This window comes from Variovorax sp. SG517 (assembly GCF_013376045.1).
Classification (GTDB): Bacteria; Pseudomonadota; Gammaproteobacteria; order Burkholderiales; family Burkholderiaceae_C; genus Variovorax.
Genome location: NZ_JABMJG010000002.1, coordinates 819,903 through 843,152, shown reverse-complemented (window position 1 = coordinate 843,152; position 23,250 = coordinate 819,903). Strand labels below are relative to the sequence as shown.

21 protein-coding genes are annotated in these 23,250 nt (G+C 70.0%); 18 read left to right on the top strand and 3 right to left on the bottom strand.

The annotated features are described in order from the left end of the window. The first annotated feature begins 4 nt into the window (after positions 1 to 4). The 10 genes from bluB to FHT32_RS09360 all read left to right on the top strand — a co-directional run bounded on the left by bluB (position 5) and on the right by FHT32_RS09360 (position 9,746). Positions 5 to 688 carry a 5,6-dimethylbenzimidazole synthase gene (gene bluB, locus FHT32_RS09405; protein WP_176664338.1) on the top strand — a complete coding sequence of 228 codons (684 nt, stop codon included), beginning with the start codon at positions 5 to 7 and terminating at the stop codon, positions 686 to 688. Next, positions 688 to 1,161, top strand: coding sequence for a MotA/TolQ/ExbB proton channel family protein (locus FHT32_RS09400; RefSeq protein ID WP_176664337.1), 474 nt, complete (start codon positions 688 to 690; stop codon positions 1,159 to 1,161). Before bluB ends, FHT32_RS09400 begins: the two co-directional genes overlap by 1 nt. Next, positions 1,158 to 1,514, top strand: a complete 357-nt coding sequence (locus tag FHT32_RS09395; RefSeq protein WP_176664336.1) for a DUF2149 domain-containing protein — start codon at positions 1,158 to 1,160, stop codon at positions 1,512 to 1,514. Before FHT32_RS09400 ends, FHT32_RS09395 begins: the two co-directional genes overlap by 4 nt. Next, positions 1,511 to 5,530 (top strand): cobaltochelatase subunit CobN, encoded by a 4,020-nt coding sequence (cobN, locus tag FHT32_RS09390; protein ID WP_371132150.1) that lies wholly within the window; start codon positions 1,511 to 1,513, stop codon positions 5,528 to 5,530. The genes FHT32_RS09395 and cobN overlap by 4 nt, the downstream gene beginning before the upstream one ends. Before the next feature lie 21 nt (positions 5,531 to 5,551). Continuing rightward, on the top strand, positions 5,552 to 6,523 hold the full coding sequence (gene cbiB / locus FHT32_RS09385; RefSeq protein ID WP_176664334.1) for an adenosylcobinamide-phosphate synthase CbiB: 972 nt from the start codon (positions 5,552 to 5,554) through the stop codon (positions 6,521 to 6,523). Next, positions 6,520 to 7,509: an aminotransferase class I/II-fold pyridoxal phosphate-dependent enzyme gene (locus FHT32_RS09380; RefSeq protein WP_176664333.1), complete on the top strand. Its 990-nt coding sequence runs from the start codon at positions 6,520 to 6,522 to the stop codon at positions 7,507 to 7,509. Before cbiB ends, FHT32_RS09380 begins: the two co-directional genes overlap by 4 nt. A gap of 40 nt (positions 7,510 to 7,549) precedes the next feature. After that, positions 7,550 to 7,903, top strand: a complete 354-nt coding sequence (locus FHT32_RS09375; RefSeq protein WP_176664332.1) for a CidA/LrgA family protein — start codon at positions 7,550 to 7,552, stop codon at positions 7,901 to 7,903. After that, positions 7,904 to 8,632: an LrgB family protein gene (locus tag FHT32_RS09370; protein ID WP_176664331.1), complete on the top strand. Its 729-nt coding sequence runs from the start codon at positions 7,904 to 7,906 to the stop codon at positions 8,630 to 8,632. It abuts the gene before it with no gap. Positions 8,633 to 8,637: 5 nt separating this feature from the next. Beyond that, complete coding sequence (locus FHT32_RS09365) at positions 8,638 to 9,219, top strand: GNAT family N-acetyltransferase (RefSeq protein WP_256098927.1); 582 nt, start codon at positions 8,638 to 8,640, stop codon at positions 9,217 to 9,219. 62 nt (positions 9,220 to 9,281) lie between these two features. Next, positions 9,282 to 9,746: an OsmC family protein gene (locus FHT32_RS09360; RefSeq protein ID WP_176664330.1), complete on the top strand. Its 465-nt coding sequence runs from the start codon at positions 9,282 to 9,284 to the stop codon at positions 9,744 to 9,746. 15 nt (positions 9,747 to 9,761) lie between these two features. Here FHT32_RS09360 and FHT32_RS09355 read toward each other — a convergent pair whose 3' ends face one another. Continuing rightward, positions 9,762 to 10,538, bottom strand: a complete 777-nt coding sequence (locus FHT32_RS09355; protein ID WP_176664329.1) for a flagellar brake protein — start codon at positions 10,536 to 10,538, stop codon at positions 9,762 to 9,764. A gap of 200 nt (positions 10,539 to 10,738) precedes the next feature. Continuing rightward, positions 10,739 to 11,653 carry a LysR family transcriptional regulator gene (locus FHT32_RS09350; protein WP_176664328.1) on the bottom strand — a complete coding sequence of 305 codons (915 nt, stop codon included), beginning with the start codon at positions 11,651 to 11,653 and terminating at the stop codon, positions 10,739 to 10,741. A gap of 182 nt (positions 11,654 to 11,835) precedes the next feature. Here FHT32_RS09350 and FHT32_RS09345 point away from each other — a divergent pair, with 182 nt between their 5' ends. The 4 genes from FHT32_RS09345 to FHT32_RS09330 all read left to right on the top strand — a co-directional run bounded on the left by FHT32_RS09345 (position 11,836) and on the right by FHT32_RS09330 (position 18,947). Next, the gene (locus FHT32_RS09345) at positions 11,836 to 12,720 is read left to right on the top strand and encodes an alpha/beta hydrolase (protein WP_176664327.1); all 885 of its coding nucleotides are present in this window, start codon (positions 11,836 to 11,838) and stop codon (positions 12,718 to 12,720) included. A 147-nt stretch (positions 12,721 to 12,867) separates the two neighbouring features. Further along, positions 12,868 to 14,118 carry an efflux RND transporter periplasmic adaptor subunit gene (locus tag FHT32_RS09340; protein WP_176664326.1) on the top strand — a complete coding sequence of 417 codons (1,251 nt, stop codon included), beginning with the start codon at positions 12,868 to 12,870 and terminating at the stop codon, positions 14,116 to 14,118. A gap of 40 nt (positions 14,119 to 14,158) precedes the next feature. Further along, a complete protein-coding gene (locus FHT32_RS09335) occupies positions 14,159 to 17,437 on the top strand; it encodes an efflux RND transporter permease subunit (RefSeq protein ID WP_176664325.1) in 3,279 nt (1,092 codons plus the stop codon). Between the two features lie 25 nt (positions 17,438 to 17,462). Beyond that, positions 17,463 to 18,947 (top strand): efflux transporter outer membrane subunit, encoded by a 1,485-nt coding sequence (locus tag FHT32_RS09330; protein WP_176664324.1) that lies wholly within the window; start codon positions 17,463 to 17,465, stop codon positions 18,945 to 18,947. 69 nt (positions 18,948 to 19,016) lie between these two features. Here FHT32_RS09330 and FHT32_RS09325 read toward each other — a convergent pair whose 3' ends face one another. Continuing rightward, positions 19,017 to 19,247 carry a hypothetical protein gene (locus FHT32_RS09325; protein ID WP_176664323.1) on the bottom strand — a complete coding sequence of 77 codons (231 nt, stop codon included), beginning with the start codon at positions 19,245 to 19,247 and terminating at the stop codon, positions 19,017 to 19,019. 152 nt (positions 19,248 to 19,399) lie between these two features. Here FHT32_RS09325 and FHT32_RS09320 point away from each other — a divergent pair, with 152 nt between their 5' ends. Genes FHT32_RS09320 through FHT32_RS09305 form a run of 4 tightly spaced genes read left to right on the top strand, consistent with a single transcriptional unit; the run spans position 19,400 to position 23,236 of the window. After that, positions 19,400 to 20,860 carry a cobyric acid synthase gene (locus tag FHT32_RS09320; RefSeq protein ID WP_176664322.1) on the top strand — a complete coding sequence of 487 codons (1,461 nt, stop codon included), beginning with the start codon at positions 19,400 to 19,402 and terminating at the stop codon, positions 20,858 to 20,860. After that, complete coding sequence (gene cobT / locus FHT32_RS09315) at positions 20,857 to 21,897, top strand: nicotinate-nucleotide--dimethylbenzimidazole phosphoribosyltransferase (protein WP_176664321.1); 1,041 nt, start codon at positions 20,857 to 20,859, stop codon at positions 21,895 to 21,897. Before FHT32_RS09320 ends, cobT begins: the two co-directional genes overlap by 4 nt. Continuing rightward, the gene (locus FHT32_RS09310) at positions 21,894 to 22,688 is read left to right on the top strand and encodes an adenosylcobinamide-GDP ribazoletransferase (protein WP_176664320.1); all 795 of its coding nucleotides are present in this window, start codon (positions 21,894 to 21,896) and stop codon (positions 22,686 to 22,688) included. Before cobT ends, FHT32_RS09310 begins: the two co-directional genes overlap by 4 nt. Continuing rightward, entirely contained in the window at positions 22,685 to 23,236 is a 552-nt protein-coding gene (locus FHT32_RS09305; protein WP_176664319.1) for a histidine phosphatase family protein, read from the top strand. The genes FHT32_RS09310 and FHT32_RS09305 overlap by 4 nt, the downstream gene beginning before the upstream one ends. Positions 23,237 to 23,250: the final 14 nt, after the last annotated feature.

Here is a 23,250-nt window from a genome sequence, read left to right as displayed (position 1 = left end):
GCCCATGGCACACGCGTTCGAGGCCGGCGAGGCGAGGGCGGTGTACCGCGCCATCCACGAGCGGCGCGACATGCGCCACTTCGCGGGCGGCAGCGTCGAGCCCGAGGTGCTGCGCCGGCTGCTCGACGCGGCGCACCACGCGCCCAGCGTGGGCTTCATGCAGCCCTGGCGCTTCATCCGCATCCGTGGCGATGCGCTGCGGCAGCAGCTGCATCGCGTGGTCGAGCAGGAGCGCGTGCTGACCGCCCGCGCCCTCGGCGAGCGCGAGGACGAGTTCATGCGCCTGAAGGTGCAGGGCCTGCTCGACGCGGCCGAGTTGCTGGCCGTGACGCTGGCCGACGGCCGCGAGAAGCACGTGTTCGGCCGCCGCACGCTGCCGCAGATGGACCTGGCCTCGGCCTCCTGCGCCATCCAGAACCTCTGGCTCGCGGCACGCGCCGAGGGGCTGGGCATGGGCTGGGTGTCGCTCTTCGACCCTGCCGAAGTGGCTGCGCTGCTCGGCCTGCCCGAGGGCGCCGAGCCCATCGCCTTGCTGTGCCTGGGCCCCGTGGCCAATTTCTACGAAGAGCCGATGCTGCAGCGCGAACGCTGGGCGAAGCGCGAGCCGCTCGCGTCGCTGGTGTTCGACGAGGGCTGGGGCCGGCCTTCGGACCTCTTCGATCAACCTTCCGCCGTGGAGCCCAACTGATGCTGGCCTTCGACTCCGTTCTCTTCGAGCTGGCGCGCCTCTTCCTCTGGCCGGTGACGCTGGGTGTGTTGCTGTCCTTCGTCTATGCCGTGTACTGCCTGGGCGCGTTCGGCATCGAGTACCTGCAGCGCCGCCGCGACCCGTCGCGCGCGCTGGTACTGCAGCCGCACGCACAGGCCAGCCAGGAGCAGATGGAGCTGGTGGTGCTCAAGCAGCTCGAGGGCGTGCGGCTGTGCAGCCGCGTGGCGCCGATGCTGGGCCTGATCGCCACCATGATCCCGATGGGCCCGGCGCTCGTGGCCGTGGCCTCGGGCGAATCGCAGGGCGTGGCGCAGAGTCTGGCGCCGGCCTTCGCGAGCGTGATCGTGGCGCTGGCCTCGGCCTCGATCACCTTCGTGGTCTACACCGTGCGCCGCCGATGGCTGATGCGCGAACTGGTGACGGTGCTCGATGCGCGGGACCGCCTCTCATGAGCCGGCGCCAGTTTTCCATTCTGAGCAGCCTGGACAGCGACGACGACGATCCGGTGCTCTCGACCATCAACCTGATCGACGTGTTCATGGTGGTGATCGGCATGCTGATGATCGCGGTCATCAACAACCCGATGAACCCCTTCGCGCAGGACAAGGTGACGATCATCCGCAACGAGGGCCAGCCCGACATGGAGATCGTCACGCGCGAGGGCCGCAAGGTCACCCGCTTCAAGGCCAGCGGCGCGACGGGGCAGGGCGACGGCGAGAAGGCCGGCACCGCCTGGCGCCTGAAGGACGGGACGATGGTCTACGTGCCGGCCGATGCGGAGCCGGCCGGTTCGGGCGGGAAGTGATCCGGCTTCTTCTTTTCGCCTGGCTCCTTCTCGCCGGGGCGGGATTGCTCCTCCCGGCGCATGCGCAGCCGCAAGGAGCGGATCGCGTCGTCGTGCTGAGCACCTCGCTGGTGTCGCCGGCGCGCGTGGTGCGGCTGCAGGCAGCGGCGCGCGAGGCGGGGGTGTCGCTGCAGGTGCTGTCGGCTTCGCAGGACTCGCCCGAGGCGCTGGCCGCCGCCATCGACGGGGCAAGCCTGCTCGTGATCGATGCGCCGCACATCAGCGTGGCACAGGCGGCCGCCGCGCGGTTCGGCGACGCCATATCGCGCGGCACGGTGCCCTATGTGCTGGTCGGCGAATTCGCGCTTGTGGCCAAGGGCCAGACGACCGCCGCGGCGCCGCTGGCGGCGGAGCGCGGCGTCGATGCCGCATGGGCCCAGCGGCTGCGCGAGTTCTGGCGCTTTCCAGGCGCGGCCAACCTGGGCGCGTCGATGAAGGCGCTTCGGCAGCCGGGCAGTCTCGATGGGCTGCCGGCGCCTTTGCCGCTGCCGCTTACCGGCATCTACCACCCCGGCTGGCCGCGCGTCGAAACGGACGTGGCAGCCGTCGAGAGGCTGCCGGGCAGCGGCACGGTCGCCATCGCCGTCAATAGCGCCACGCTGGCGGGTGACGACACGGCCTGGCTCGATGCGCTCATCGCGTCGCTGGAAGCCCGCGGGCTGCGCGCCTATGCCTTCTACGGCCCGCGCCAGCAGAAGGACCTGTTCTTCCGCATGACACACGAGGGTGAACGCCGCGTGGCCGACACCATCGTCAATGCCTCGCTGGTCTTCAGCCCCAACGAGCGCAAGGCCGAGCTGGAGCGCATCGGCGTGCCGGTGCTGCAGACGCTGCCCTCGCTGGCGATGGACGCCGCGCAATGGGCGAACAGCAAGGACGGCCTTGCGCAGACCGACATCGCCGCCTACTACAGCCCCAGCGAGTTGGCCGGCATGACCGATCCGATGCTCGTGAGCGCCCGCGACGCGTCCACAGGCACGCTGCAGCCGCTGCCCGCGCAGATCGACGCCGTGGCCGCCAAGGCCGCAGCGCTGCTGCGCTTGCAGCGCACGCCGCCGGCCGAGCGGCGCGTGGCGATGCTGGTCTACAACTACCCACCGGGCGAGGCCAACTTCGGCGCCTCGTTCCTCAACGTGCCGCGCAGCGTGAGCAACATGCTGGCGGCGATGAAGTCGGCCGGCTATGCGGCCGAAGTGCCGGGCACCGACGCGCTCATCGCGCAGGTGCAGGCGACGATGCGGGCCTACTACCCGACAGGCCAGGGCGACGAGCTGCAGCCGCTGCTCGACAAGGATCTGGCCGACACGCTGCCGCTTGCGGACTACCTCGCATGGTTCCGCGCGCTGCCGCAGGAGACGCAGCGGCGCATCGAAAGCTACTGGGGAGCGCCCGAGAAGTCGACCATGCTGCGCACCGTGGCAGGCCAGCCTTCCTTCGTGATCCCGCGCGTGCCCTTCGGCAACGTGGTCGTGCTGCGGCAGCCGCCTCGCTTCGAGCCTGGCACGCAGGTGGCGGGCAAGGCCGAGCAGGTCTATCACCGCTCGGCCGTTCCGCTGAGCCACGGCTACCTCGCGACCTACCTCTGGCTGCGCAAGCGCTTCGGCGCCAGTGCCGTCGTGCACGTGGGCACGCACGGCACGGTCGAGTGGTCGGCGGGCAAGGAGCGCGGGCTCTCGGTGCAGGACGATCCGCTGCTCGCGCTCGGCGACCTGCCCAACGTCTACCCGTACATCATGGACAACCTCGGCGAGGCCACCACCGCCAAGCGGCGCGGCCGCGCGACCATGGTGAGCCATTCGACGCCGCTGTTCGCGCCCGCCGGCTTCCGTCCCGGCGTGCAGGAGATGCACGAGCGAATGCACGAGTGGGAGACGCTCTCGCCCGGCCCCGTGAAGACCGCGCTGGAGAAGCAGCTCACGGCCGAGTTCGCCGAGCACCGCTACGACCGCGACCTGGGCTGGACGCCCGCGCGCATCCGCGCCGACTTCGCCGGCTTCATCGCGGTGCTGCATCCGTACCTCGACGAGCTCGCGCAGACCGCGCAGCCCCTGGGCCTCGCGACCTTCGGGCAGGCGCCCGACGCGCAGCGCAGGCGCATGACCATCCTGCAGATCCTCGGCACGCCCTTGGTCGAGGCGCTGGGCGAAGACATCGACGAGGCTTTCCTGATCGACGCGAAGAGCGTCGCCGCCTCGCGCCCCGCGCGCTGGGTGGAACAGGCGCTCGCCGACGCGCAGGCCGCGAGCGCCATGGGCAAGACGCCCGCCGACCGCCAGAAGCTGCTGGAACTGGCCGCGCGCGCCCGCAAGCTCGACGAGGTGCTTGCGCACAACCAGGAAATCGAAGGACTGCTGATTGCGCTCGACGGCCGCTACCTCAAGTCGAGCTACGGCGGCGACCCGGTGCGCAACCCCGACAGCCTGCCGACCGGGCGCAACCTCTACGGCTTCGACCCGAGCCGCGTGCCCACCCGCGCGGCCTGGGCGACGGGCGTGGCCGCCATGGACGACTGGATCGCGCAGCACGCGAAGACCCATGCCGGCAAGCCGCCCGGGAAGATCGCCTTCACCCTCTGGGCCGGCGAGGCCTCGCGCCACCAGGGCGTGCTGGAAAGCCAGGCCTTCTACGCCATGGGCGTGAAGCCGCGCTGGGACGAGGGCGGGCGCATGGCGGGCATCGAGATCATTCCCGCCTCGCAGTTGAAGCGGCCGCGCATCGACGTGCTGGTCAGCGTCACCGGCTCCTACCGCGACCAGTTCCCGGCCGTGATGCGCTGGCTCGACGAGGCGGTGCAGCAGGTCTCGGCGCTGCGAGAACCCGGCAATGCGGTGGCGCGCAACAGCGAGGCCATGGCGCGCAGGCTTCGCTCGGAAGGCGCTGCGGCGGACGAGGCGCAGCGCTTGTCGACGGCCCGCGTGTTCTCGAACGAACAGGGCAGCTACGGCGCCGGGCTCGAGGAGGCCGCGCTCGCGAGCGACGTATGGAAGAACCAGCAGCGCGGCGGCGGCGATGCGCAAATGGCTGGCCTCTACATGGACCGCATGGGCCACGCCTACGGCAAGGGCCTCGACGGCGCCGAGCGGCCCGGCGCCTACGCCGGCAACCTCGCGCAGGTCGATGCGGCGCTGATGGCGCGAAGCTCCAACCTGTACGGCGTGCTGACCAACGACGACCCGTTCCAGTACCTCGGCGGCATAGCGCAGGCGGTGCGGCATCTCACCGGCATGGACCCGGCGCTGTACGTGCAGAACCTGCGCGACGGTAGCGCGGTGCGCACCGACACGGCGGCCGGGGCCATCGCGCGCGAGATGCAGACGCGCTACCTGCACCCGCAGTGGATCGAGGCGCAGAAGGCCGAGGGCTACAGCGGCACGCTGCAGGTGCTGAAGACCGCGCAATTCCTCTGGGGCTGGCAGGTCACTGCCCCGCAGGCGGTGCGGCAGGACCAATGGCAGTCGCTGCACGACGTGTACGTGCGCGACCGCTACAGGCTGGGCACGCGCGAATGGCTCGAAGGCGACAACCGCGCGGCCTTCGCGCAGACGCTGGAGCGCATGCTCGACGCGGTGCGGCTGGACTACTGGAAGCCCGATGCCGCCACCCGGCGCGAGCTGGCGCAGGCCTATGCGCAGGCGATACGCGCGACGGGCCTGCGCGAGCGCAATGCCGGCGTGCAGCGATTCGTGCAGGCCGAGCTGTCGCCGGCTCCAGCTTCTTCGCCCAGGCCGGCTCAGGCGGTCACGCCCGTGGTCGTGCAGGCCGCCGCACCGGCCGCGGCCCCTGAACCTGTTCCCGCTCCCGCCCCGGACAGCCCGCAACCCGTCAGCGGCCTGAAGCTGGAGCCGACGCCAGCGGAAGCTCCGCCACCCAAGGCCGGCGAAGCCACCGTCCTGCGGCTGTGGATGGCGCTGGGCGCCGCGCTGCTCCTCGCATTCGGCGCGGCGATGCAATGGCGCCGGGGCAGGGGCGCCGCCTGATTCGCGAGAATGGCGGCTCCCATGCCCTTGCCGAGTTCCGAATACGCCATCGCCTTCGCCGCCGCGCTGTGGATCGCGCTGGCCGTCGATCGCTGGCTGGGCGAGCCGCCCGCGGCGCTGCATCCGGTCGTTTGGATGGGGCGCTATCTGGGCGTGGGGTCCCGCATCGCGCCGCGTGCGCATCAGGCGAAGGCGGTCGATCTGCCGATGTTCTTCTGCGGCGCTCTGGTGTGGTGCGTGGGAGCGATGTGCGTCTGGGGCATCGCGATGGTCCTGCAGACGCTGGCGATGCTGCATCTGCCGGGCTGGGCGGTGCCGCTGGTGATTGGCCTGCTGCTCAAGCCTCTTTTCGCCTGGCGCATGCTGCGCGACGAGGTGCTCGCGGTCGAGGCGGCGCTGGGCGTTTCGCTCGACGCCGGGCGCCAGCAGCTGGCGCGCCTTGTCAGCCGCGACGTGAACCGGCTCAGCGAGCGCGAGGTGCGCGAGAGCGCCATTGAATCGCTCGCGGAAAACCTCAACGACTCGCTCGTCGCGCCCGTCTTCTGGTTCGTGCTGCTGGGCCTGCCGGGCGCGGCGCTCTACCGCTTCGCCAACACCGCCGATGCGATGTGGGGCTATCGTGGCGAGCGCAACAGCCGCGACTGGACCTGGTTCGGCAAATGGGCCGCGCGTGCGGACGACGTGCTCTCGTGGATCCCGGCGCGCATCACCGTGGCGTTGCTCGCACTGGCGGCATGGCGCTGGCCTTCGGGGCTGTCTGAAGAAGCCCGCCGCACGCCGTCGCCCAACAGCGGCTGGCCGATGGCGACGGTGGCCTTGCTGCTCGGTGTGCGGCTCGCGAAGCCGGGCGTGTATGCGCTGAACGCGGAAGGCCGCGCGCCTTCCGCCGACGACATGCAGCGCACCGCGCAACTCGGCGGGCGGGCCGCATTGGCGCTGGGCTTGGTCGCGACGATGGCCGTTGTGGCTGTCGCTGGCTGGAGGATGGCATGAGCCCGGTGGTTCATGGCGGCCCCGACGCGACTGGTGTGGCGCCGCACGACTTCTCGACCAACGGCAACGCGGTGGGCTCGTGCCCGGCCGCCGTGTCGGCGCTGCGCAATGCCGACGCGGCCCACTACCCGGACCCGCACTACACCGCGCTGCGCGGCCGGCTTGCGGCCTTTCATGGCGTGGCGGCCGATCGAATCGTGGTCGCGGCCAGCGCGAGCGAGTTCATTCACCGCATCAGCGCAGCAGTGGCGCAGGGCGGCCGCGGGCAGGTCTGGCTGCCGGCGCACAGCTACGGCGACTACGAGCGCGCCGCGCAAGCCTGGGGCCTGCGGGTGCTGCGCGCGCCGCAGCCGCATGCCGATGCCGTGCTTCGCTGGTGCTGCGAGCCGTCGAGCCCGCTGGGACAACTGCAGGCCGATCTGCCGTTGCACGCGACGAGCACCAGCGGTACCTGCGTGCTCGACCTGGCCTACGAGCCGCTGCGCCTCGAAGGCCGGCCGTCGCTCGATGCCGCGCAGCTCGGCCGCGTCTGGCAGCTGTGGACGCCGAACAAGGCGATGGGCCTGACGGGCATCCGCGCCGCCTACGCGATCGCACCCGAGAACGTCGACGGGCTGTTCACGGCGCGCATCGAAGGGCTGGCCCCGTCCTGGCCGCTGGGCACCCACGGCGTGACGCTGCTCGAGACCTGGACCGGCGAAGAGGCGCAGCGCTGGCTTGCGCAAAGCCTCCAGACGCTGAGGGACTGGAAAGCCAGCCAACGCGCGATGTGCGAATCGCTCGGCTGGCAGTGCCTCCCGGGCGATGCCAATTTCTTCTGCGCCCGCACCGACCGGCCGTATCCCGATGTGGCCGCCGCGCTGCGCGCTTCGGGCATCAAACTGCGCGACTGCGCCTCCTTCGGCCTGCCGGGCCACGTGCGCATGGGCGTGCTCCCGCCCGCCAGCCAGCAGGCGCTGAAGCAAGCCTGGACAAGCGCGGCCTGAACGCATACATACCCACCCTGATTGAAGAACAGAAGAAAAGATGCTCTACGCCATCACCACACTTTTTCTCTGCCAGCTTGCCGGTGAACTGCTCGTGCAGTGGCTGGGCCTGCCCATTCCCGGCCCGCTGATCGGCATGGTGTTCCTGTTCATCGGCCTGCTGGTGCGCGGCAGCGTGCCGCAGGTGCTGACCGATACCTCGGGCCATCTGCTGCGCAACCTGATGCTGCTGTTCATTCCGGCGGTGACGGGCGTGATGCTGCATTTCGAGCGGGTGGGGCGCGAGTGGCTGCCGTTCCTCGCGGCCGGCATCGTGGGGGCCGCCTTCACGATGACGGTCACCGCGCTCACCTTCCGCTGGATGATCCGCATCACCGGCAAGGACGCCCAGTAGATGACCGCGCCCGCGAAGCTCTTCGAGATCTGGGTGTTCCTGGCCCAGTCGCCGCTGCTGTGGCTGTCGCTCACGCTGCTGGCGTACCTGGGTGCGCTGTGGCTGCACACGCGCAGCGGGCGCAATCCGATGGTCAACCCGGTGCTGATCTCGGTGATCGTGATCGTCTCGGTGCTGCTGTTCACGCGCACGCCCTACGACACGTACTTCGAGGGCGCGAAGTTCGTGCACTTCCTGATCGGCCCCGCCACGGTGGCGCTGGCTGTGCCGCTGTACGGGCAGATCGACCGGCTGCGCCGGCTGTGGCTGCCCATCGGGGTGGCGCTGATCGTGGGTTCGGTCGCGGCCATCGTCTCGGCCGTGGGCATCGCCTGGGTGCTGGGCGGCTCGCACGAGCTGATGATGTCGCTCGCGCCCAAGTCGGCCACCATGCCCATCGCGATGGGCGTGGCCGAGAAGATCGGCGGGCTGCCTTCGCTGGCGGCGGTGGCGGCGGCCGTGGCGGGCATCTCGGGCGCGATCATGGCCACCGGCCTGCTGAACCTGCTGCGCATCAGGGAGCCTGCGGTGCGCGGCTTCGCGGTGGGCATGGCGGCGCACGGCATCGGCACGGCGCGCGCCATCCAGGTGAACGAGACGGCGGGTGCGTTCTCGGCGCTGGCGATGGGGCTCAACGGCATCGCCACGGCGCTGCTGGTGCCGCTTATCGTCAGGCTGATGGGGGCCTAGGCAGGATGGCGAAGCCCGCGCCGGGGTCGCGCCCGATGGAGCTGGTCTGGCCCGCGAAGGCCTACCTGCCGAGCTACGTCTCGGCGCTGAACCGCGGCTGGGCGCGCGACGAGACGCGGCCCGAGTCGGGCGCGGAGGAGCGCGCCGCCATCAAGGCCGACCCCGAGCGCTTCCTGGCCAGCCTCGTGGACCGCGAGGCCAGGGGCGGGCGCATCGTCATGCCCGACGGCTCCAAGGTGCGGCGGCTGCCGGGCTACAAGTGCTGGATGTGGGACGGCGAGTTCTGCGGCAGCATCGACCTGCGCTGGCAGCCCGGCACCGACGCCTTGCCGCTCTACTGCCTGGGCCACATCGGCTACAACGTGGTGCCCTGGAAGCAGCGCAAGGGCTACGCGACGCGCGCGCTGGGCTCGATGCTGAAACTGGCCGCGGGCGAGGGGCTCAAGCGCGTGGAAATCACCACCAGCCCCGACAACTTCGCCTCGCAGAAGGTGATCGCGGCGAATGGCGGTGTGCTGGTCGAGACCTTCATCACCCTGCCGAGCCAGGGCAGCCTGACGAAGTACCGTTACCGGATCGATCTCTGACGGTCGCGCGGCCTGCCTGGCGCAGAATCGCACTCCCGCAAACCGTGCCGGAGAAGAATCACATGGCCCAGTACACAGCGGAAGTCCTCTGGCTTCGTGGCGAGCAGGACTTTCTCGCGAACACCTACAGCCGGCGGCATACGCTGCGCTTCGATGGCGGCGCCGAAGTGGCCGCGTCTTCCTCGCCGCACGTGGTGCCGCTGCCGATGTCCGACGCCTCGGCCGTCGACCCCGAGGAGATGTTCGTGGCCTCGCTGTCGAACTGCCACATGCTGTGGTTCCTCACGATGGCGGTGAAGCGCAAGTTCGTGGTCGACCGTTACTTCGATGCGGCCGTGGGCGTGATGGAGAAGAACGCCGAAGGAAAGACGGCGATGACGGTGGTCACGCTGCGGCCGCAGGTGAGTTTCTCTGGCGAGAACCTGCCCACGCGCGAGCAGATCGAGCAGATGCACCACCGGGCGCACGAGGAATGCTTCATCGCCAACTCGGTCAAGACCGAGGTGCGCTGCGAGCCGGTGTTCTGAGCCGGCCGGGCGGGTTCAGCCGACCAGCGAGCGGCTCTTCATCTCCAGCCGGGTGACCAGGCGCTGCAGCGCGCTTTCCGCGCCGGGCGGCAGCGCCAGGAAGCGGAAGCCCAGCTGGTAGCGCACCGTGCCGTTAGGCTGCGCGGCGGGGCGGATCGATACGAGTTCCATGTCGAGCATGAGCCGGCCGAGCGCGCCCAGCGACAGTTCGCAGTCCTTCAGGAAGGTGCCGACCGGCAGCATGGCCGCGCGTTCGTCACGGGTGCGAAGGCCGACGCCGCCGAGCGACAGGTCCTGCACCTCGAAGGAGAACGCATCGCCCTGGGGCAGGGTGCCCGAACAGGTGTACGAATCGGCGATCGGCGCGTCCACGCGGAAGTACTCGCGCCGCTGCAGGTAGACGAGCACCTCGGGAAAGTCGGCCTCGAACGCCGGCAGGCCCTCGTACCGAGTCTCGCGCGGCGAGGCGATGGAGAACTCGACGCGCACGCCGTCCTGCTGGGCCTCGAAATGGCAGCGCGGCGCCGCCAGCAGGGCCCGGTTCTGCTCGGGCGACGCGCCCCAGTCGAAGGTGAAGACGCGGTTGCGCATGTCCACGTCGAGCAGCTGGGTCACCAGATGGCCGCCCGCGTACTGGACGGTGAGGTTGTCGCGGCGGCTGGCGAGGTTGCGCAAATGAACGCCGATTTCCACCGGCGCGCGGCGGCCGAATTCTTCGCTTGCGCGTTCGTCTGGCGTTGCGTGCGGCTGATCGGGCGCTTCGGCCTTGCCGTTCGACGGGTCTTTATCCATGAGCTTGCCGGTTCGTATGTTCTAGCGGACGCGTGCCAGGGCTCCTCCCGGGCCCCTGAACGGCCTGGGTCGAGGCCGCGGTACGCGCGTTCAACCGGAAAACGCAGCGGCTTTCCGGTATCGGGCTGAACTGAATAACGGCATCGGACGGCCAGAATTTAGGGCGCCGGCACGAATTGTTTGTTGGGGGCTCGGCGCGATCAGCGCCGCTGGAGCCTCGGGTTCTTCGCGAAGAGCTCGGCGGCCCAGTCCACGAAGGCGCGCACCTTGGCGCTCAGGTGGCGGTTGGGCGGGTACACCACGTGGATCGGCAGTGGGTCGCGGTGCCAGTCGGGCAACAGCTGGATCAGCTCGCCGCTCTCGATCAGCGGCTCGGCCATGAAGGTGATGCACTGCGAGATGCCGAAACCGCCCTGTACCGCCGTGATGTGGGCGTTGCTCTCGTTCACCGCCACGCGGTAGGGGCCGTTCAGCTCGATATGCTCGTCGCCCTTCCTGAACTCGTGCGGGTACACGCGCCGGGTGGTGCCCGAGAAATAGCTCACCACGTGGTGGCGCTTCTCGATGTCGTTCGGGTGCTGCGGCATGCCGTAGCGCTTGACATAGGCCGGCGACGCCACGGTGACGAAGTCCAGCGTGCCGATGCGCCGCGCGACCAGCGACTGGTCGCTGAGCTCGCCCGCGCGGATCACGCAGTCGACGTTGTCGCTGATCAGGTCGATGGTGCGGTCGCTCACGCCCAGGTCGACCTGGATGTCGGGGTAGCGGTCGCAGAAGCCGGCCAGCGCGGGCAGGATGATCAGCCTGGCCACCGAGGTGCCGACGTCGATGCGCAGCCGCCCCGTGGGGTTGGCCTGCGCATTCGTCATGCTGGCTTCCATGTCGTCGAAGTCGTTGAGCAGGCGGGCGGCCCGCTCGAAGTAGGCGGCGCCGTCGGGCGTGACCGTGACGCGGCGCGTGGTGCGGTTGAGCAGCTTCACGCGCAGGCGCGATTCCAGCGCCTGGATCTGCTTGGTGACTGTGCCCTTGGGCAGGGCGAGCGAGTCTGCCGCCCGGGTGAAAGTGCCGGCTTCCACGACGCGGACGAAGATCCGCATGGCCTGGATCTGATCCATTGAATGCCTGTTCTTGGTACCCGGCCCACACCGGGGGACGCGGATTCTCACACAAGCCGTCCAACCTTTGCGGAGCGCCCTGATTGTTGTCGGTTTGGAAACAGAGTGGGGGCATGTTTCCTGTTTAACGCCGCATCGGGCGACTTATATTTCAACCATCGCCCAAATCCCCGAGGTCGCCCATGTCACCCGTTCCATCGTCCCGCTCCGCCGAAGCCGCCGCCCGTGCTGCGGCGCAAGGCGTGGAAGCCGATCTGTCGATCGAGCTGCCCGGCCGCGAACCGGTGGGAGCGCGCGTGTACGGCCAGCGCGCCAAGGGCGAGGTGGCGCCGCTGGTGCTGCATTTCCACGGCGGCACCTTCGTCTGCGGCGACCTGGACAACGGCCGCAACGTGGCGCGGCTGCTGGCCGGCGCGGGCGCGGTGGTGGTTTCGCTGGCCTATCCGCTGGCGCCGCAGTCGCCGTTCCCGGAGCCCATCGAAGTGGGCTATGCCGCACTCGAATGGCTCTACAAGCAGCGCACCAAGCTCGGCGGCAAGGGCTCCCAGGTCTACCTGGCCGGCGAGGAAGCCGGCGGCAACCTGGCGGCCGCGGTGGCGCTGATCGCCCGCGACCGGGCCCATCCGCCGCTCGCGGGCCAGATCCTGCTGTCGCCCATGCTCGACCCCTGCGCCGGCACCGCCTCGCTGCGCAATGCCACCAGCGACGCGGCCGAGTGCCGCTGGGCCAGCGGCTGGGAGAAGTACCTGAGCTGCCCCTCGAACGCCATGCACCCCTATGCGGTGCCCAGCGGCTCGCTGCGGCTGTCGTCGCTGGCCCCGGCCCTGGTGCTGGTGGGCGCGGACGACGCGATGCGCGACGAGGCGCTGACCTTCGCGGGCCGCCTGCGCGCGGCCGGTATCGAGGTCACGAGCAGCGTGCTGCCCAGCGCCTCGAACTGGCCCAAGGCGCTGTACGACACCGAGAACACGGGCTGTGTGGCCTGCGAAGCGGCGGTGCAGCAGCACTTCCGCGAGTTCTTCAGCGCGACCACGCCGCCGCCCGCGACGGCTGATCACCCCAGCTAGTTCCCGCCGGTCACCGGCTGCCTGATCGACACGCTGCCAGCGCGGCCGCGTGCCGGGGCCCCTTTTTCCCTGAAATCCCGCCTCCTGGTGCCAAAAGCGCCGGGGTGGCTTGTTGCATCCCAAAGTCATCGAGAAGGACTCATCATCATGTCGAACAACGAGAAAAAGCTGTCTTCCGCCGCCCGCAAGGGCCTCTGGCCCGCCGTGACCGGCCTCACCGCATTGCTGGCAGTGGCTGCCGCGGTGGTCGGCATGTACAGCTTCAAGGCCGAAGCCAACAACGCGCCGGCGGCGCCCCAGGCCACGCCGGTGTCGGTCGCCACCGTGGCCTCGAGCGAGATCAACGCCTGGGACGAGTTCTCGGGCCGGCTCGAAGCCGTCCAGCGCGTCGATGTGCGCTCCCGCGTCGCGGGCGCCGTGCAGGCGGTGCACTTCCGCGAAGGCGCGCTGGTGAAGCAGGGCGACCTGCTGGTCACCATCGACCCCGCGCCGTACGCGGCCGAGGTCGAGCGCGCCGAGGCGCAGGTGGCTTCCGCGCAGGCCCGCCAGTCCTTCAGCCGCAGCGAGCAGGAGCGTGCCAAGCGCCTGTGGGACGACAAGGCCATCGCCCAGCGCGAGTACGACGAGCGCGTGAACGCCGGCCGCGAAGCCGAAGCCAACCTGCGTGCGGCCCAGGCCTCGTTGCAGTCGGCGCGCCTGAACCTGGGCTACACCCAGGTGCGCGCACCGGTGTCGGGCCGTATCGGGCGCATCGAGGTGACGGTGGGCAACCTGGTGGCGGCCGGCCCGGGCGCCCCGGTGCTGACCACGCTGGTGTCGGTGAGCCCGATCTACGCGAGCTTCGACGCTGACGAACAAGTCATCACCCGCGCGCTGAAGGAACTGCCCAGCGGCTCCAGCGCCCGCGGCCAGATCGAGAGCATTCCTGTGCAGATGGGCACCGCCGGCATGGACGGCACGCCCTTCACCGGCAAGCTGCAGCTGATCGACAACCAGGTCGACGCCCGCAGCGGCACCGTGCGTGTCCGTGCTTCCTTCGACAACAAGGACGGCGCCCTGATCCCCGGCCAGTTCGCCCGCATCCGCATGGGCCAGGCCCGCAACGACACCGCGCTGCTGGTCAGCGAACGTGCCATCGGCACCGACCAGAACAAGAAGTTCGTGATGGTCGTGGGCGAGGACAGCAAGGCCGCCTACCGCGAAGTGACGCTGGGCGCCTCGGTCAACGGCCTGCGCGTCGTGAGCAAGGGCCTGAAGGCGGGCGATCGCGTGATCGTCAATGGCCTGCAGCACATCCGCCCGGGTGCGCTGGTGGCGCCGCAGCAAGTGACGATGGACGCCAAGGCGGACTCCAAGCAACAACAACCGGAACGCGTCGCCGAGGCGGCCAAGTCCTGATTTCGGAGGAGGGCGCATCTGCGCCCGCCGGAGAACCAACATGAATCTCTCAAAATTCTTCATCGACCGGCCGATCTTTGCCGGCGTGCTGTCGCTCCTGATGCTGATAGCGGGCCTGATCGCGTTGCGCGGTCTGCCGATCTCGGAGTACCCGGAAGTCGCGCCGCCTTCGGTGGTGGTGCGCGCCCAGTACCCCGGTGCCAATCCCAAGGTGATCGCCGAAACGGTGGCCACCCCGCTGGAAGAACAGATCAACGGCGTCGAAGGCATGCTCTACATGGGCAGCCAGGCGACCACCGACGGCGTGCTGACGCTCACCGTCACCTTCCGCCTGGGCACCGATCCCGACAAGGCGCAGCAGCTCGTGCAGAACCGCGTCTCGCAAGCCGAGCCGCGTCTGCCCGAGGAAGTGCGCCGGCTCGGCATCACGACCGTCAAGAGCGCGCCCGACCTGACGATGGTGGTCCACCTCGTCTCGCCGAACAACCGCTACGACATCAACTACCTGCGCAACTACGCGGTGCTGAACGTGAAGGACCCGCTGGCGCGCATCGAAGGCGTGGGCCAGGTCCAGATCTTCGGCGGCGGCGACTACTCCATGCGCGTGTGGCTCGACCCGCAGAAGGTCGCGCAGCGCGGCCTGTCGGCTTCCGACGTGGTGGCCGCCATCCGCGGCCAGAACGTGCAGGCCGCGGCCGGCGTGGTCGGCGCTTCGCCGGGCCTGTCGGGCGTGGACATGCAGCTGTCGATCAATGCGCAGGGCCGCCTGCAGAGCGAGGAAGAGTTCGGCGACATCATCGTCAAGAGCGGCACCGACGGCGCCGTCACGCGTCTTCGCGACATCGGCCGCCTGGAGATGGGCGCCGCCGACTACTCGCTGCGCTCGCTGCTGAATAACGACCCGGCCGTCGGCATGGGCGTGTTCCAGGCGCCGGGCTCCAACGCGCTCGACATCTCTGCCAACGTGCGCAAGACGATGGCCGAGCTCAACAAGAACATGCCCGAGGGCCTGGAATACCGCATTGCCTACGACCCGACGCAGTTCGTGCGTGCGTCCATCGAATCGGTGATCCACACGCTGCTCGAAGCCATCATGCTGGTGGTGCTGGTCGTGATCCTGTTCCTGCAGACCTGGCGCGCTTCCATCATTCCGCTGCTGGCCGTGCCGGTGTCGGTGATCGGTACCTTCGCGGTGCTGCACGTGCTCGGTTTCTCGATCAACGCGCTGAGCCTGTTCGGGCTGGTGCTGGCCATCGGCATCGTGGTGGACGACGCCATCGTGGTGGTGGAGAACGTCGAGCGCAACATCGAGGCGGGGCTCACGCCGCGTGAAGCCACCTACCGCGCGATGCGCGAAGTGTCGGGCCCGATCATCGCCATCGCGCTGGTGCTGGTGGCCGTGTTTGTGCCGCTGGCCTTCATCAGCGGCCTCACGGGCCAGTTCTACCGCCAGTTCGCGGTGACCATCGCGATCTCGACGGTGATCTCGGCCATCAACTCGCTGACGCTGTCGCCCGCGCTCGCTGCCTTGCTGCTGCGCGGCCACGATGCTCCCAAGGACGCGCTGACGCGCGGCATGGACCGCGTCTTCGGCTGGCTGTTCCGCGGCTTCAACCGCTTCTTCCACCGTGGCTCCGAGGCCTACAGCGGCGGCGTCAAGCGCGTCATCTCGCGCAAGGCGCTGATGCTGGCGATCTACCTCGCGCTGATCGGCGTGACCTTCGGCCTGTTCAAGGCGGTGCCCAGCGGCTTCGTGCCGGCGCAGGACAAGCAGTACCTCATCGGCTTCGCCCAACTGCCCGACGGCGCCACGCTGGACCGCACCGACGAGGTGATCCAGCGCATGGGCGAGATCATGAAGAAGAACCCGAACGTGGAAGACGCCATCGCCTTCCCGGGCCTGTCGATCAACGGCTTCACCAACAGCTCCAACTCGGGCATCGTGTTCGCCACGCTCAAGCCCTTCGACCAGCGCAAGCGCGCCGACCAGAGCGGCGGCGCGGTGGCCGGACAGCTCAACGGTGCCTTCGCCGGCATCCAGGACGCCTTCATCGTGATGTTCCCGCCGCCGCCGGTGGCGGGCCTGGGCACCACGGGTGGCTTCAAGCTGCAGCTGGAAGACCGCGGCTCGGTGGGCTACGACCAGATGGACGCGGCGGTGAAGGCCTTCATGGCCAAGGCCTACCAGGCGCCCGAGCTGGCCGGCATGTTCACCAGCTGGCAGGTCAACGTGCCGCAGCTGTATGCCGACATCGACCGCACCAAGGCCCGCCAGCTCGGCGTGCCGGTGACGGACATCTTCGACACCATGCAGATCTACCTCGGCAGCCTGTATGCGAACGACTTCAACAAGTTCGGCCGCACGTACTCCGTGCGCGTCCAGGCCGATGCGCCTTACCGCGCCCGTGCCGAGGACGTGGGCCTGCTGAAGGTGCGCTCGAGCTCGGGCGAGATGGTGCCGCTGTCGGCGCTGATGAAGGTGAATTCGACCTTCGGCCCCGAACGCGCCATGCGCTACAACGGCTACCTCGCCGCCGACATCAACGGCGGCCCGGCGCCGGGCTATTCCTCGGGCCAGGCGCAGGACGCGATCGTGAAGATCGCGGCCGAGACGCTGCCCAAGGGCGTGACCTTCGAATGGACCGAGCTGACCTACCAGGAGATCCTGGCCGGCAACTCCGCCTTCCTGGTGTTCCCGCTGGCCATCCTGCTGGTGTTCCTGGTGCTGGCTGCCCAGTACGAGAGCCTGACGCTGCCGATCGCGATCATCCTGATCGTGCCGATGGGCATCCTGGCCGCGATGACCGGCGTATGGATATCGGGGGGTGACAACAACGTCTTCACGCAGATCGGGCTGATCGTGCTTGTCGGGTTGAGTGCGAAGAACGCGATTCTCATCGTGGAGTTCGCACGGGAGCTCGAATTTGCCGGCCGCACGCCCGTTCAGGCGGCCATCGAAGCCAGCCGCCTGCGCCTGCGCCCGATTCTCATGACCTCGCTGGCCTTCGTGATGGGCGTGCTGCCCCTCGTGCTGTCCACCGGCGCGGGCTCGGAGATGCGCAAGGCCATGGGCGTGGCGGTGTTCGCCGGGATGATCGGCGTGACGGCCTTCGGCCTGTTCCTGACGCCGGTGTTCTACGTGCTGCTGCGCCGCCTCGCGGGCAACCGGCCGCTCAAGCTGCACGGCCAGGTTCCGCACGGCGACGACTTCGTGTCGGCCGAGCATCCCGTGGCGCCTGCATCGCACGGCGGCTCGGGCGGCGGCGGACTGCACCCGGTGCCTGCGTCGCCGCGCCCCTCGCACGGCTCGCATGACTGATCGATCGAGAAGAAGAAAGCTGATCATGAAATTCTCAGTACAACCCTTGGTGAAGCCCGTCCGGACCGCCTTGCTGCCTCTGATGGCGGCCCTGGTGCTGGCCGGCTGTGCCACCGTGCCCTCGGGCCTGCCCGAGATCACGACCACGGCCCAGTTCAAGGAACAGGGGCCCACGCCGCCCGCCGGCTTCACGCGTGCCGTGCCTTCCGAGGCGCAGTCGCGCGGCGCCTGGTGGCTGGTGTTCAACGATCCGGTGCTGAACGCGCTGGTCGAGAAGGCCGACGTCAACAACGGCAACATCCAGGCCGCGGCGGCGCGGCTGGCCGAAGCCCGCGCGCTGGCGCGCAGCGCCAACGCCGACCGCCTGCCGCAGATCGGCCTGGGCGCCGGTGCCAACCGCGGTGCGGGCCTGGACAAGGCCACTGCCAGCACCCGGCCGGCCACCATGACCAACATCGGCGCCACCTTCTCGTACGAGGTCGACCTGTTCGGGCGGCTCTCGGGCGCGAGCAACGCGGCCAATCTCGACGCAGCCGGCCGCGAGGCGCTGCTGCAGAGCACGCGCCTGGCGGTGCAGGCCGAGGTGGCACAGACCTACCTGCAGCTGCGCGCGCTGGATGCCGAACGCGTGCTGGTGCGCGAGCAGGTCGAGGCCTACCGCGACACGCTGCGCCTGTCGCAGCGCCGCGAGCAGGCCGGCGACATCGCCGAGCTCGACGTGGCGCGCGTGCAGACCGAGGTGTCGTCCACTGAATCTGATGCGCTCGCGCTCGACCGCCAGCGTGCCCAGGTAGAGCATGCGCTCGCGGTGCTGGTGGGCGATTCGGCTTCCAGCTTCGGCCTGCGCTCCGACGACTGGACGACGGCGCTGCCTTCGATCCCGGCGGGCGTGCCGGGCACGGTGCTCACGCGCCGGCCCGACGTGTCGGCCGCGCAGAGCGCCGTGCTGGCCGCGCAGGCCCGCGTGGGCGTGGCACAGGCCGCGTGGTTCCCGAACATCTCGCTGACCGGCGCCGCCGGCTACGCCTCGCCCGAGATCGGCGACCTCTTCAAGTGGTCGGCCCGCTCGTGGGGCGTGGGCGCACTGCTGTCGCTGCCGATCTTCGACGGCGGCCGCCGCGAAGCCGGCGTGCAGGGCGCCAATGCCCAGCTCGACGGCGCGCTCGCAAGCTACCGCACCCAGGTGCTGGTGGCCTTCCAGGAGGTCGAAGACCAGCTGGCCGCCATCCGCACGCTGCAGGAGCAGTCGGTGGTGCAGGCGCAGGCCGTCACCTCGGCGGCGCGCGCAACCAGCCTGTCGGATACGCGCTACCGCAACGGCTACATCAGCCAGCTCGACCTGCTCGACGCCCGCCGCAGCGAACTGCGCAACCGTCGCCAGGCGCTGCAGGTGAAGTCGGCGCAATACCAGGCGGCCGTGGGGCTGATCCGCGCCATCGGCGGGGGCTGGGAAGTGCCGGCGCCCGTGGCTGCGGCCGGTGCCGCACGGACGACCGTGGCCGCGCGCTGAGGCGCGGTCGACGCAGCGGAAAAGATTGACAGCCTGAACGCCGCAAGGCGGTCTTGCGCCGTCACAGGTTCAGTCGGTTTCGCCGGCTGTGTCTGTGGCGGCGCTTATTTTTTTGAGTTCAAGAACGCCCATGGCCATGGCGTTGGAATAGCTGGCCTGCGCCCTGGGCGCTCGCCGAAAGACCCGGTAGTCGAGGGTCTCGGTGCTTGCGTCGCCGTGGTGGGCCTCTAGCAGGGTCCAGAAGAACTGGCCCGGCTCGGGTTCCTCGACGGTCAGCGCCAAATCGTTCAAGGCTGGCATGGATTCCCTGGGTGCGTTTTTGCGACAGTGTGCGCCGCCCGGGTGTACGCGGGAAAGTGCCGCCTGGATTCACCGGCCCCGCTTGCAGCGCCGGAGTGTGAAAGATGTCGCGGTCCGGCGAGGGAGGCGCGGCGCTCAACGACAATCCGCCGATGAGTTCAAAGGCGAATAGCGGGCCGGCGCGCTGCGTCATGGTCCTGGGCACCACCAGCGGCGCCGGCAAGAGCTGGCTGGCCACCGCGCTGTGCCGCTGGTATGCCCGCCGGGGCCTGAAGGTGGCCCCATTCAAGGCGCAGAACATGAGCAACAACGCCCGCGTGGTCGATGGCGGCGAGATCGGCAGCGCCCAGTATTTCCAGGCCCTGGCCGCGAATGCGCTGCCCGAGGTGCGCATGAACCCGCTGCTGCTCAAGCCCGAGCGCGACACCCACAGCCAGGTGGTGCTGATGGGGCAGGTGAGCGAGGCGCTCTCGGCCTTGCCCTGGCGCGGCCGCAGCGAGCGCGTCTGGCCGCAGATCGCGCAGGCGCTCGACGAGTTGCGCGCCGAAAACGACGTGGTCGTGATCGAAGGCGCCGGCTCGCCGGCCGAGATCAACCTGATGGCCAGCGACATCGTCAACATGCGCATCGCCCGCCACGCGCAGGCGCGCTGCCTGCTGGCGACCGACATCGACCGCGGCGGCGCCTTCGCCCACCTCTACGGCACCTGGGCGCTGCTGCCCGAGGCCGACCGGGCGCTGCTGCGCGGCTTCGTGCTCAACAAGTTCCGCGGCGACGCCTCGCTGCTCGCGCCGGCCCCGCAGCAGCTGCAGGAGCTGACCGGCGTGCCCACGGTGGCGACGCTGCCCATGTGGTGGCAGCACGGCCTGCCCGAGGAAGACGGCGTGTTCGACGACCGCAGCCGCGCCAGCGGCACCGTCACGCGCACGGTGGCCGTCGTGGCCTATCCGCGCATCAGCAACCTCGACGAATTCCAGGCGCTCAAGAACGTGCCCGGCGTGCGGCTGGTCTGGGCGCGCACGCCCGCCGACGTGGCCGCGGCCGACTGGATCGTGCTGCCCGGCTCCAAGCACACCAGCGGCGACCTGGCCTGGCTGCGCGCCCAAGGGCTGGACCGCGCGGTGGCAGCGCATGCCGAACGCGGCGGTGCGGTGCTGGGCATCTGCGGCGGCCTGCAGATGCTGGGCGAGGCTCTGGTCGATCCGCACGGCATCGACGGCAATGCGCCGGGCCTGGGCCTGCTGCCGCTGGTGACGGTGTTCGAGCGCGAGAAGACGGTGCGGCATCGCACGGTCGGGTTCGGCGAGCTGACCGGCGCCTGGGCCGCGCTGTCCGGCGTGCCCGTTGCCGGCTACGAGATCCATCACGGCCAGACCGCCGAGCATCCGCAGATGGCGCAGGCCGGCCGGTCGGTCATGCCCGACGGGCTGGCTTGGCAGAACTCGCAGGGCAACGTGCTCGGCATCTATCTTCACGGCCTGTTCGAGGACCCGGGCGCGCTGCACGCGCTCTTCGGCGCCTCGGCGCCCACGCTGGAATCCACCTTCGACGGCCTGGCCGATTTCATCGACACCCATTTCGAACCCGGTGTTCTCGCCGGACTGATTGCATGACCGACCTCGTTCCCACCATCACCGACATCTCCGACGCCGCGCTCGCCGCCCGCCTGCAAAGTGCGCTCGACAACAAGACCAAGCCGCTCGGTGCGCTAGGCCGGCTGGAGGCGCTGGCGCTGCGCATCGGCAGCATCCTCGACACCGACAAGCCGGTGCTGGAGGCCCCGCAGATGCTGGTCTGCGCCGGCGACCACGGCCTGGCGGCGCGCGGCGTCTCGGCCTACCCGAGCGAGGTGACCTGGCAGATGGTCGAGAACTTCCTGGCCGGAGGTGCGGCCGTGAGCGTGCTCGCGCGCCAGCACGGGCTGGCGCTCACCGTGGTCGACTGCGGCGTGCGGCAAGACTTCCAGCCCCGCCCCGGGCTGGTGTCGCGCCGCATCGCCGCCGGCACGGCCGACGCTTCCGCAGGGCCGGCCATGACCGCCGAGCAGTGCGCCCAGGCAATAGCCAACGGGCGCGAAGTCGTGAAGGCGCTGCCGGGCAACGCGCTGCTGCTCGGCGAGATGGGCATCGGCAACAGCTCGTCGGCCGCGCTGCTGCTCTCGCGGCTGGGCGGGCTGGACATCGACGCCTGCATCGGCATCGGCACCGGGCTGGACGCGGCCGGGCTGGCGCGCAAGCGTGAGGTGCTGCGGCAGGTGCTGGCGCTGCACGCCGGCGCCACCGCGCCGCTCGATGCGCTGGCAGCCTTCGGCGGATTCGAGCTGGCAACGCTTGTCGGCGCGGTGCTGCAGGCGGCCGCGGAGCGGCGGGTGATCGTGGTCGACGGCTACATCGCCAGCGCGGCAGTGCTGGTGGCGCAGGCGCTGCAGCCTCACGTGGTGCAGCGCTGCGTGGCGGCGCACCGCTCGGCCGAGCCGGGACATGCGCTGATGCTGGAGCGGCTGGGGCTCGATCCGCTGCTGCAGCTCGACCTGCGGCTCGGCGAGGGATCGGGCGGCGCGCTGGCCTGGCCGCTGCTCGAATCGGCCTGTCGCATCCTGCGCGAGATGGCCAGCTTCGAGTCGGCCGGCGTGTCGCGCAAGGACGCATGAGCGGCATTCGCCATTTCCTGCTCGCGCTGCAGTTCTTCACCCGTGTGCCGGTGACGGGACGACTGGCCGAATGGGTGGGCTTCAGCCCGCAGATGCTGCGCGCGAGCGCGGCGCACCTGCCCGGCATCGGGTGGCTGGCGGGCGGGTTGGCGGCGCTGGTGTTCACGGGCGTGGCCATCGGGCTGCCCGGCGTCGGCGGCGCGCTGGCGGCGGCCGTGCTGAGCACTGTCGCCACCGTGATGCTGACCGGCGCCTTCCATGAAGACGGGCTGGCCGACGTGGCCGACGGCCTGGGCGGCTCGGCCAGCCGCGAGCGGGCGCTGGAGATCATGAAGGACTCGCGCATCGGCGCCTTCGGTGCCGTGGCGCTGGTGCTGGCGCTCGGACTCAAGTTCGCGCTGCTCGCCGCACTGGTGGGGCAGGGGCTGCAGGCGGCGGCGATCGCCATCGTGGGCGCGCATGTGCTGTCGCGGCTGATGCCGCTGTTCCTGATCCGCTGGCTGCCCTATGTGGGCGACAGCGGCGCGAGCAAGGCCAAGCCGCTCGCGGATGCGATCAGCCGGGGGGCGCTGATCATCGCCATCGTGTGGACGGCGCCTGCCGTGGTGTTGCTTCTGCAGGCGCACGACGCGGTCCACGTCGCGGCTGCCGTGCTCGCGGCTGTTCTCGCCGCGGGCTGGATGGCGCGCCTCTTCCTGCGCAGGCTGCAGGGCTTCACCGGCGACGGGCTGGGCGCGACGCAGCAGGTCTGCGAGCTCGCGATCTACCTCGCGCTGGCCTGGCACGCATGAGCATGCTCTGGCTCCAGCGTCACGCCCCGGTGGTGGCCGAACCCGGCCTCTGCTACGGGGCGACGGACCTCGAAGCCCATGCGGACGCCACGCTGGCCGCCGCCGGGCGGATCGCGCCGCTGCTGCCGGCGGGCATCGTGTTGTGCAGTTCGCCGCTGAAGCGCTGCGTCGCACTGGCAGAGGCCATCGTCGTGCTGCGCCCCGACCTGACGGTGCAACGCGACGCGCGGCTGGCCGAGATGGATTTCGGCGCCTGGGAGGGCAGGCCCTGGGCCAGCGTTCCCCGCGAAGACTTCGATGCCTGGACCGCCGACTTCGCCGACCTGCAGGCCGGCGTGCACGGCGAGAGCGTGCGTGCCTTCATGTCGCGCATCGCGCAGGCGCACGACGAATGGCGGGCGCAGGGCCGCGACACGCTCTGGGTCACGCATGCCGGCGTGCTGCGCGCGGTGACCTTGCTGCGGCGCGGCATCCGCTGCCCGGCGAGTGCTGGCGACTGGCCCGCCGGCGAGATGCCGTTCGGCGGATGGCTGGTTTTCGACAAATGACCGGTGCCTGACAG

What these genes read in the sequence shown, in the direction of transcription:
- bluB (WP_176664338.1), top strand. Translation starts at nt 5, where the DNA reads ATGGCACACGCGTTCGAGGCCGGCGAGGCGAGGGCGGTGTACCGCGCC.
- FHT32_RS09400 (WP_176664337.1), top strand. Translation starts at nt 688, where the DNA reads ATGCTGGCCTTCGACTCCGTTCTCTTCGAGCTGGCGCGCCTCTTCCTC.
- FHT32_RS09395 (WP_176664336.1), top strand. Translation starts at nt 1,158, where the DNA reads ATGAGCCGGCGCCAGTTTTCCATTCTGAGCAGCCTGGACAGCGACGAC.
- cbiB (WP_176664334.1), top strand. Translation starts at nt 5,552, where the DNA reads ATGCCCTTGCCGAGTTCCGAATACGCCATCGCCTTCGCCGCCGCGCTG.
- FHT32_RS09380 (WP_176664333.1), top strand. Translation starts at nt 6,520, where the DNA reads ATGAGCCCGGTGGTTCATGGCGGCCCCGACGCGACTGGTGTGGCGCCG.
- FHT32_RS09375 (WP_176664332.1), top strand. Translation starts at nt 7,550, where the DNA reads ATGCTCTACGCCATCACCACACTTTTTCTCTGCCAGCTTGCCGGTGAA.
- FHT32_RS09370 (WP_176664331.1), top strand. Translation starts at nt 7,904, where the DNA reads ATGACCGCGCCCGCGAAGCTCTTCGAGATCTGGGTGTTCCTGGCCCAG.
- FHT32_RS09365 (WP_256098927.1), top strand. Translation starts at nt 8,638, where the DNA reads ATGGCGAAGCCCGCGCCGGGGTCGCGCCCGATGGAGCTGGTCTGGCCC.
- FHT32_RS09360 (WP_176664330.1), top strand. Translation starts at nt 9,282, where the DNA reads ATGGCCCAGTACACAGCGGAAGTCCTCTGGCTTCGTGGCGAGCAGGAC.
- FHT32_RS09355 (WP_176664329.1), bottom strand. Translation starts at nt 10,538, where the DNA reads ATGGATAAAGACCCGTCGAACGGCAAGGCCGAAGCGCCCGATCAGCCG.
- FHT32_RS09350 (WP_176664328.1), bottom strand. Translation starts at nt 11,653, where the DNA reads ATGGATCAGATCCAGGCCATGCGGATCTTCGTCCGCGTCGTGGAAGCC.
- FHT32_RS09345 (WP_176664327.1), top strand. Translation starts at nt 11,836, where the DNA reads ATGTCACCCGTTCCATCGTCCCGCTCCGCCGAAGCCGCCGCCCGTGCT.
- FHT32_RS09340 (WP_176664326.1), top strand. Translation starts at nt 12,868, where the DNA reads ATGTCGAACAACGAGAAAAAGCTGTCTTCCGCCGCCCGCAAGGGCCTC.
- FHT32_RS09335 (WP_176664325.1), top strand. Translation starts at nt 14,159, where the DNA reads ATGAATCTCTCAAAATTCTTCATCGACCGGCCGATCTTTGCCGGCGTG.
- FHT32_RS09330 (WP_176664324.1), top strand. Translation starts at nt 17,463, where the DNA reads ATGAAATTCTCAGTACAACCCTTGGTGAAGCCCGTCCGGACCGCCTTG.
- FHT32_RS09325 (WP_176664323.1), bottom strand. Translation starts at nt 19,247, where the DNA reads ATGCCAGCCTTGAACGATTTGGCGCTGACCGTCGAGGAACCCGAGCCG.
- FHT32_RS09320 (WP_176664322.1), top strand. Translation starts at nt 19,400, where the DNA reads ATGAGTTCAAAGGCGAATAGCGGGCCGGCGCGCTGCGTCATGGTCCTG.
- cobT (WP_176664321.1), top strand. Translation starts at nt 20,857, where the DNA reads ATGACCGACCTCGTTCCCACCATCACCGACATCTCCGACGCCGCGCTC.
- FHT32_RS09310 (WP_176664320.1), top strand. Translation starts at nt 21,894, where the DNA reads ATGAGCGGCATTCGCCATTTCCTGCTCGCGCTGCAGTTCTTCACCCGT.
- FHT32_RS09305 (WP_176664319.1), top strand. Translation starts at nt 22,685, where the DNA reads ATGAGCATGCTCTGGCTCCAGCGTCACGCCCCGGTGGTGGCCGAACCC.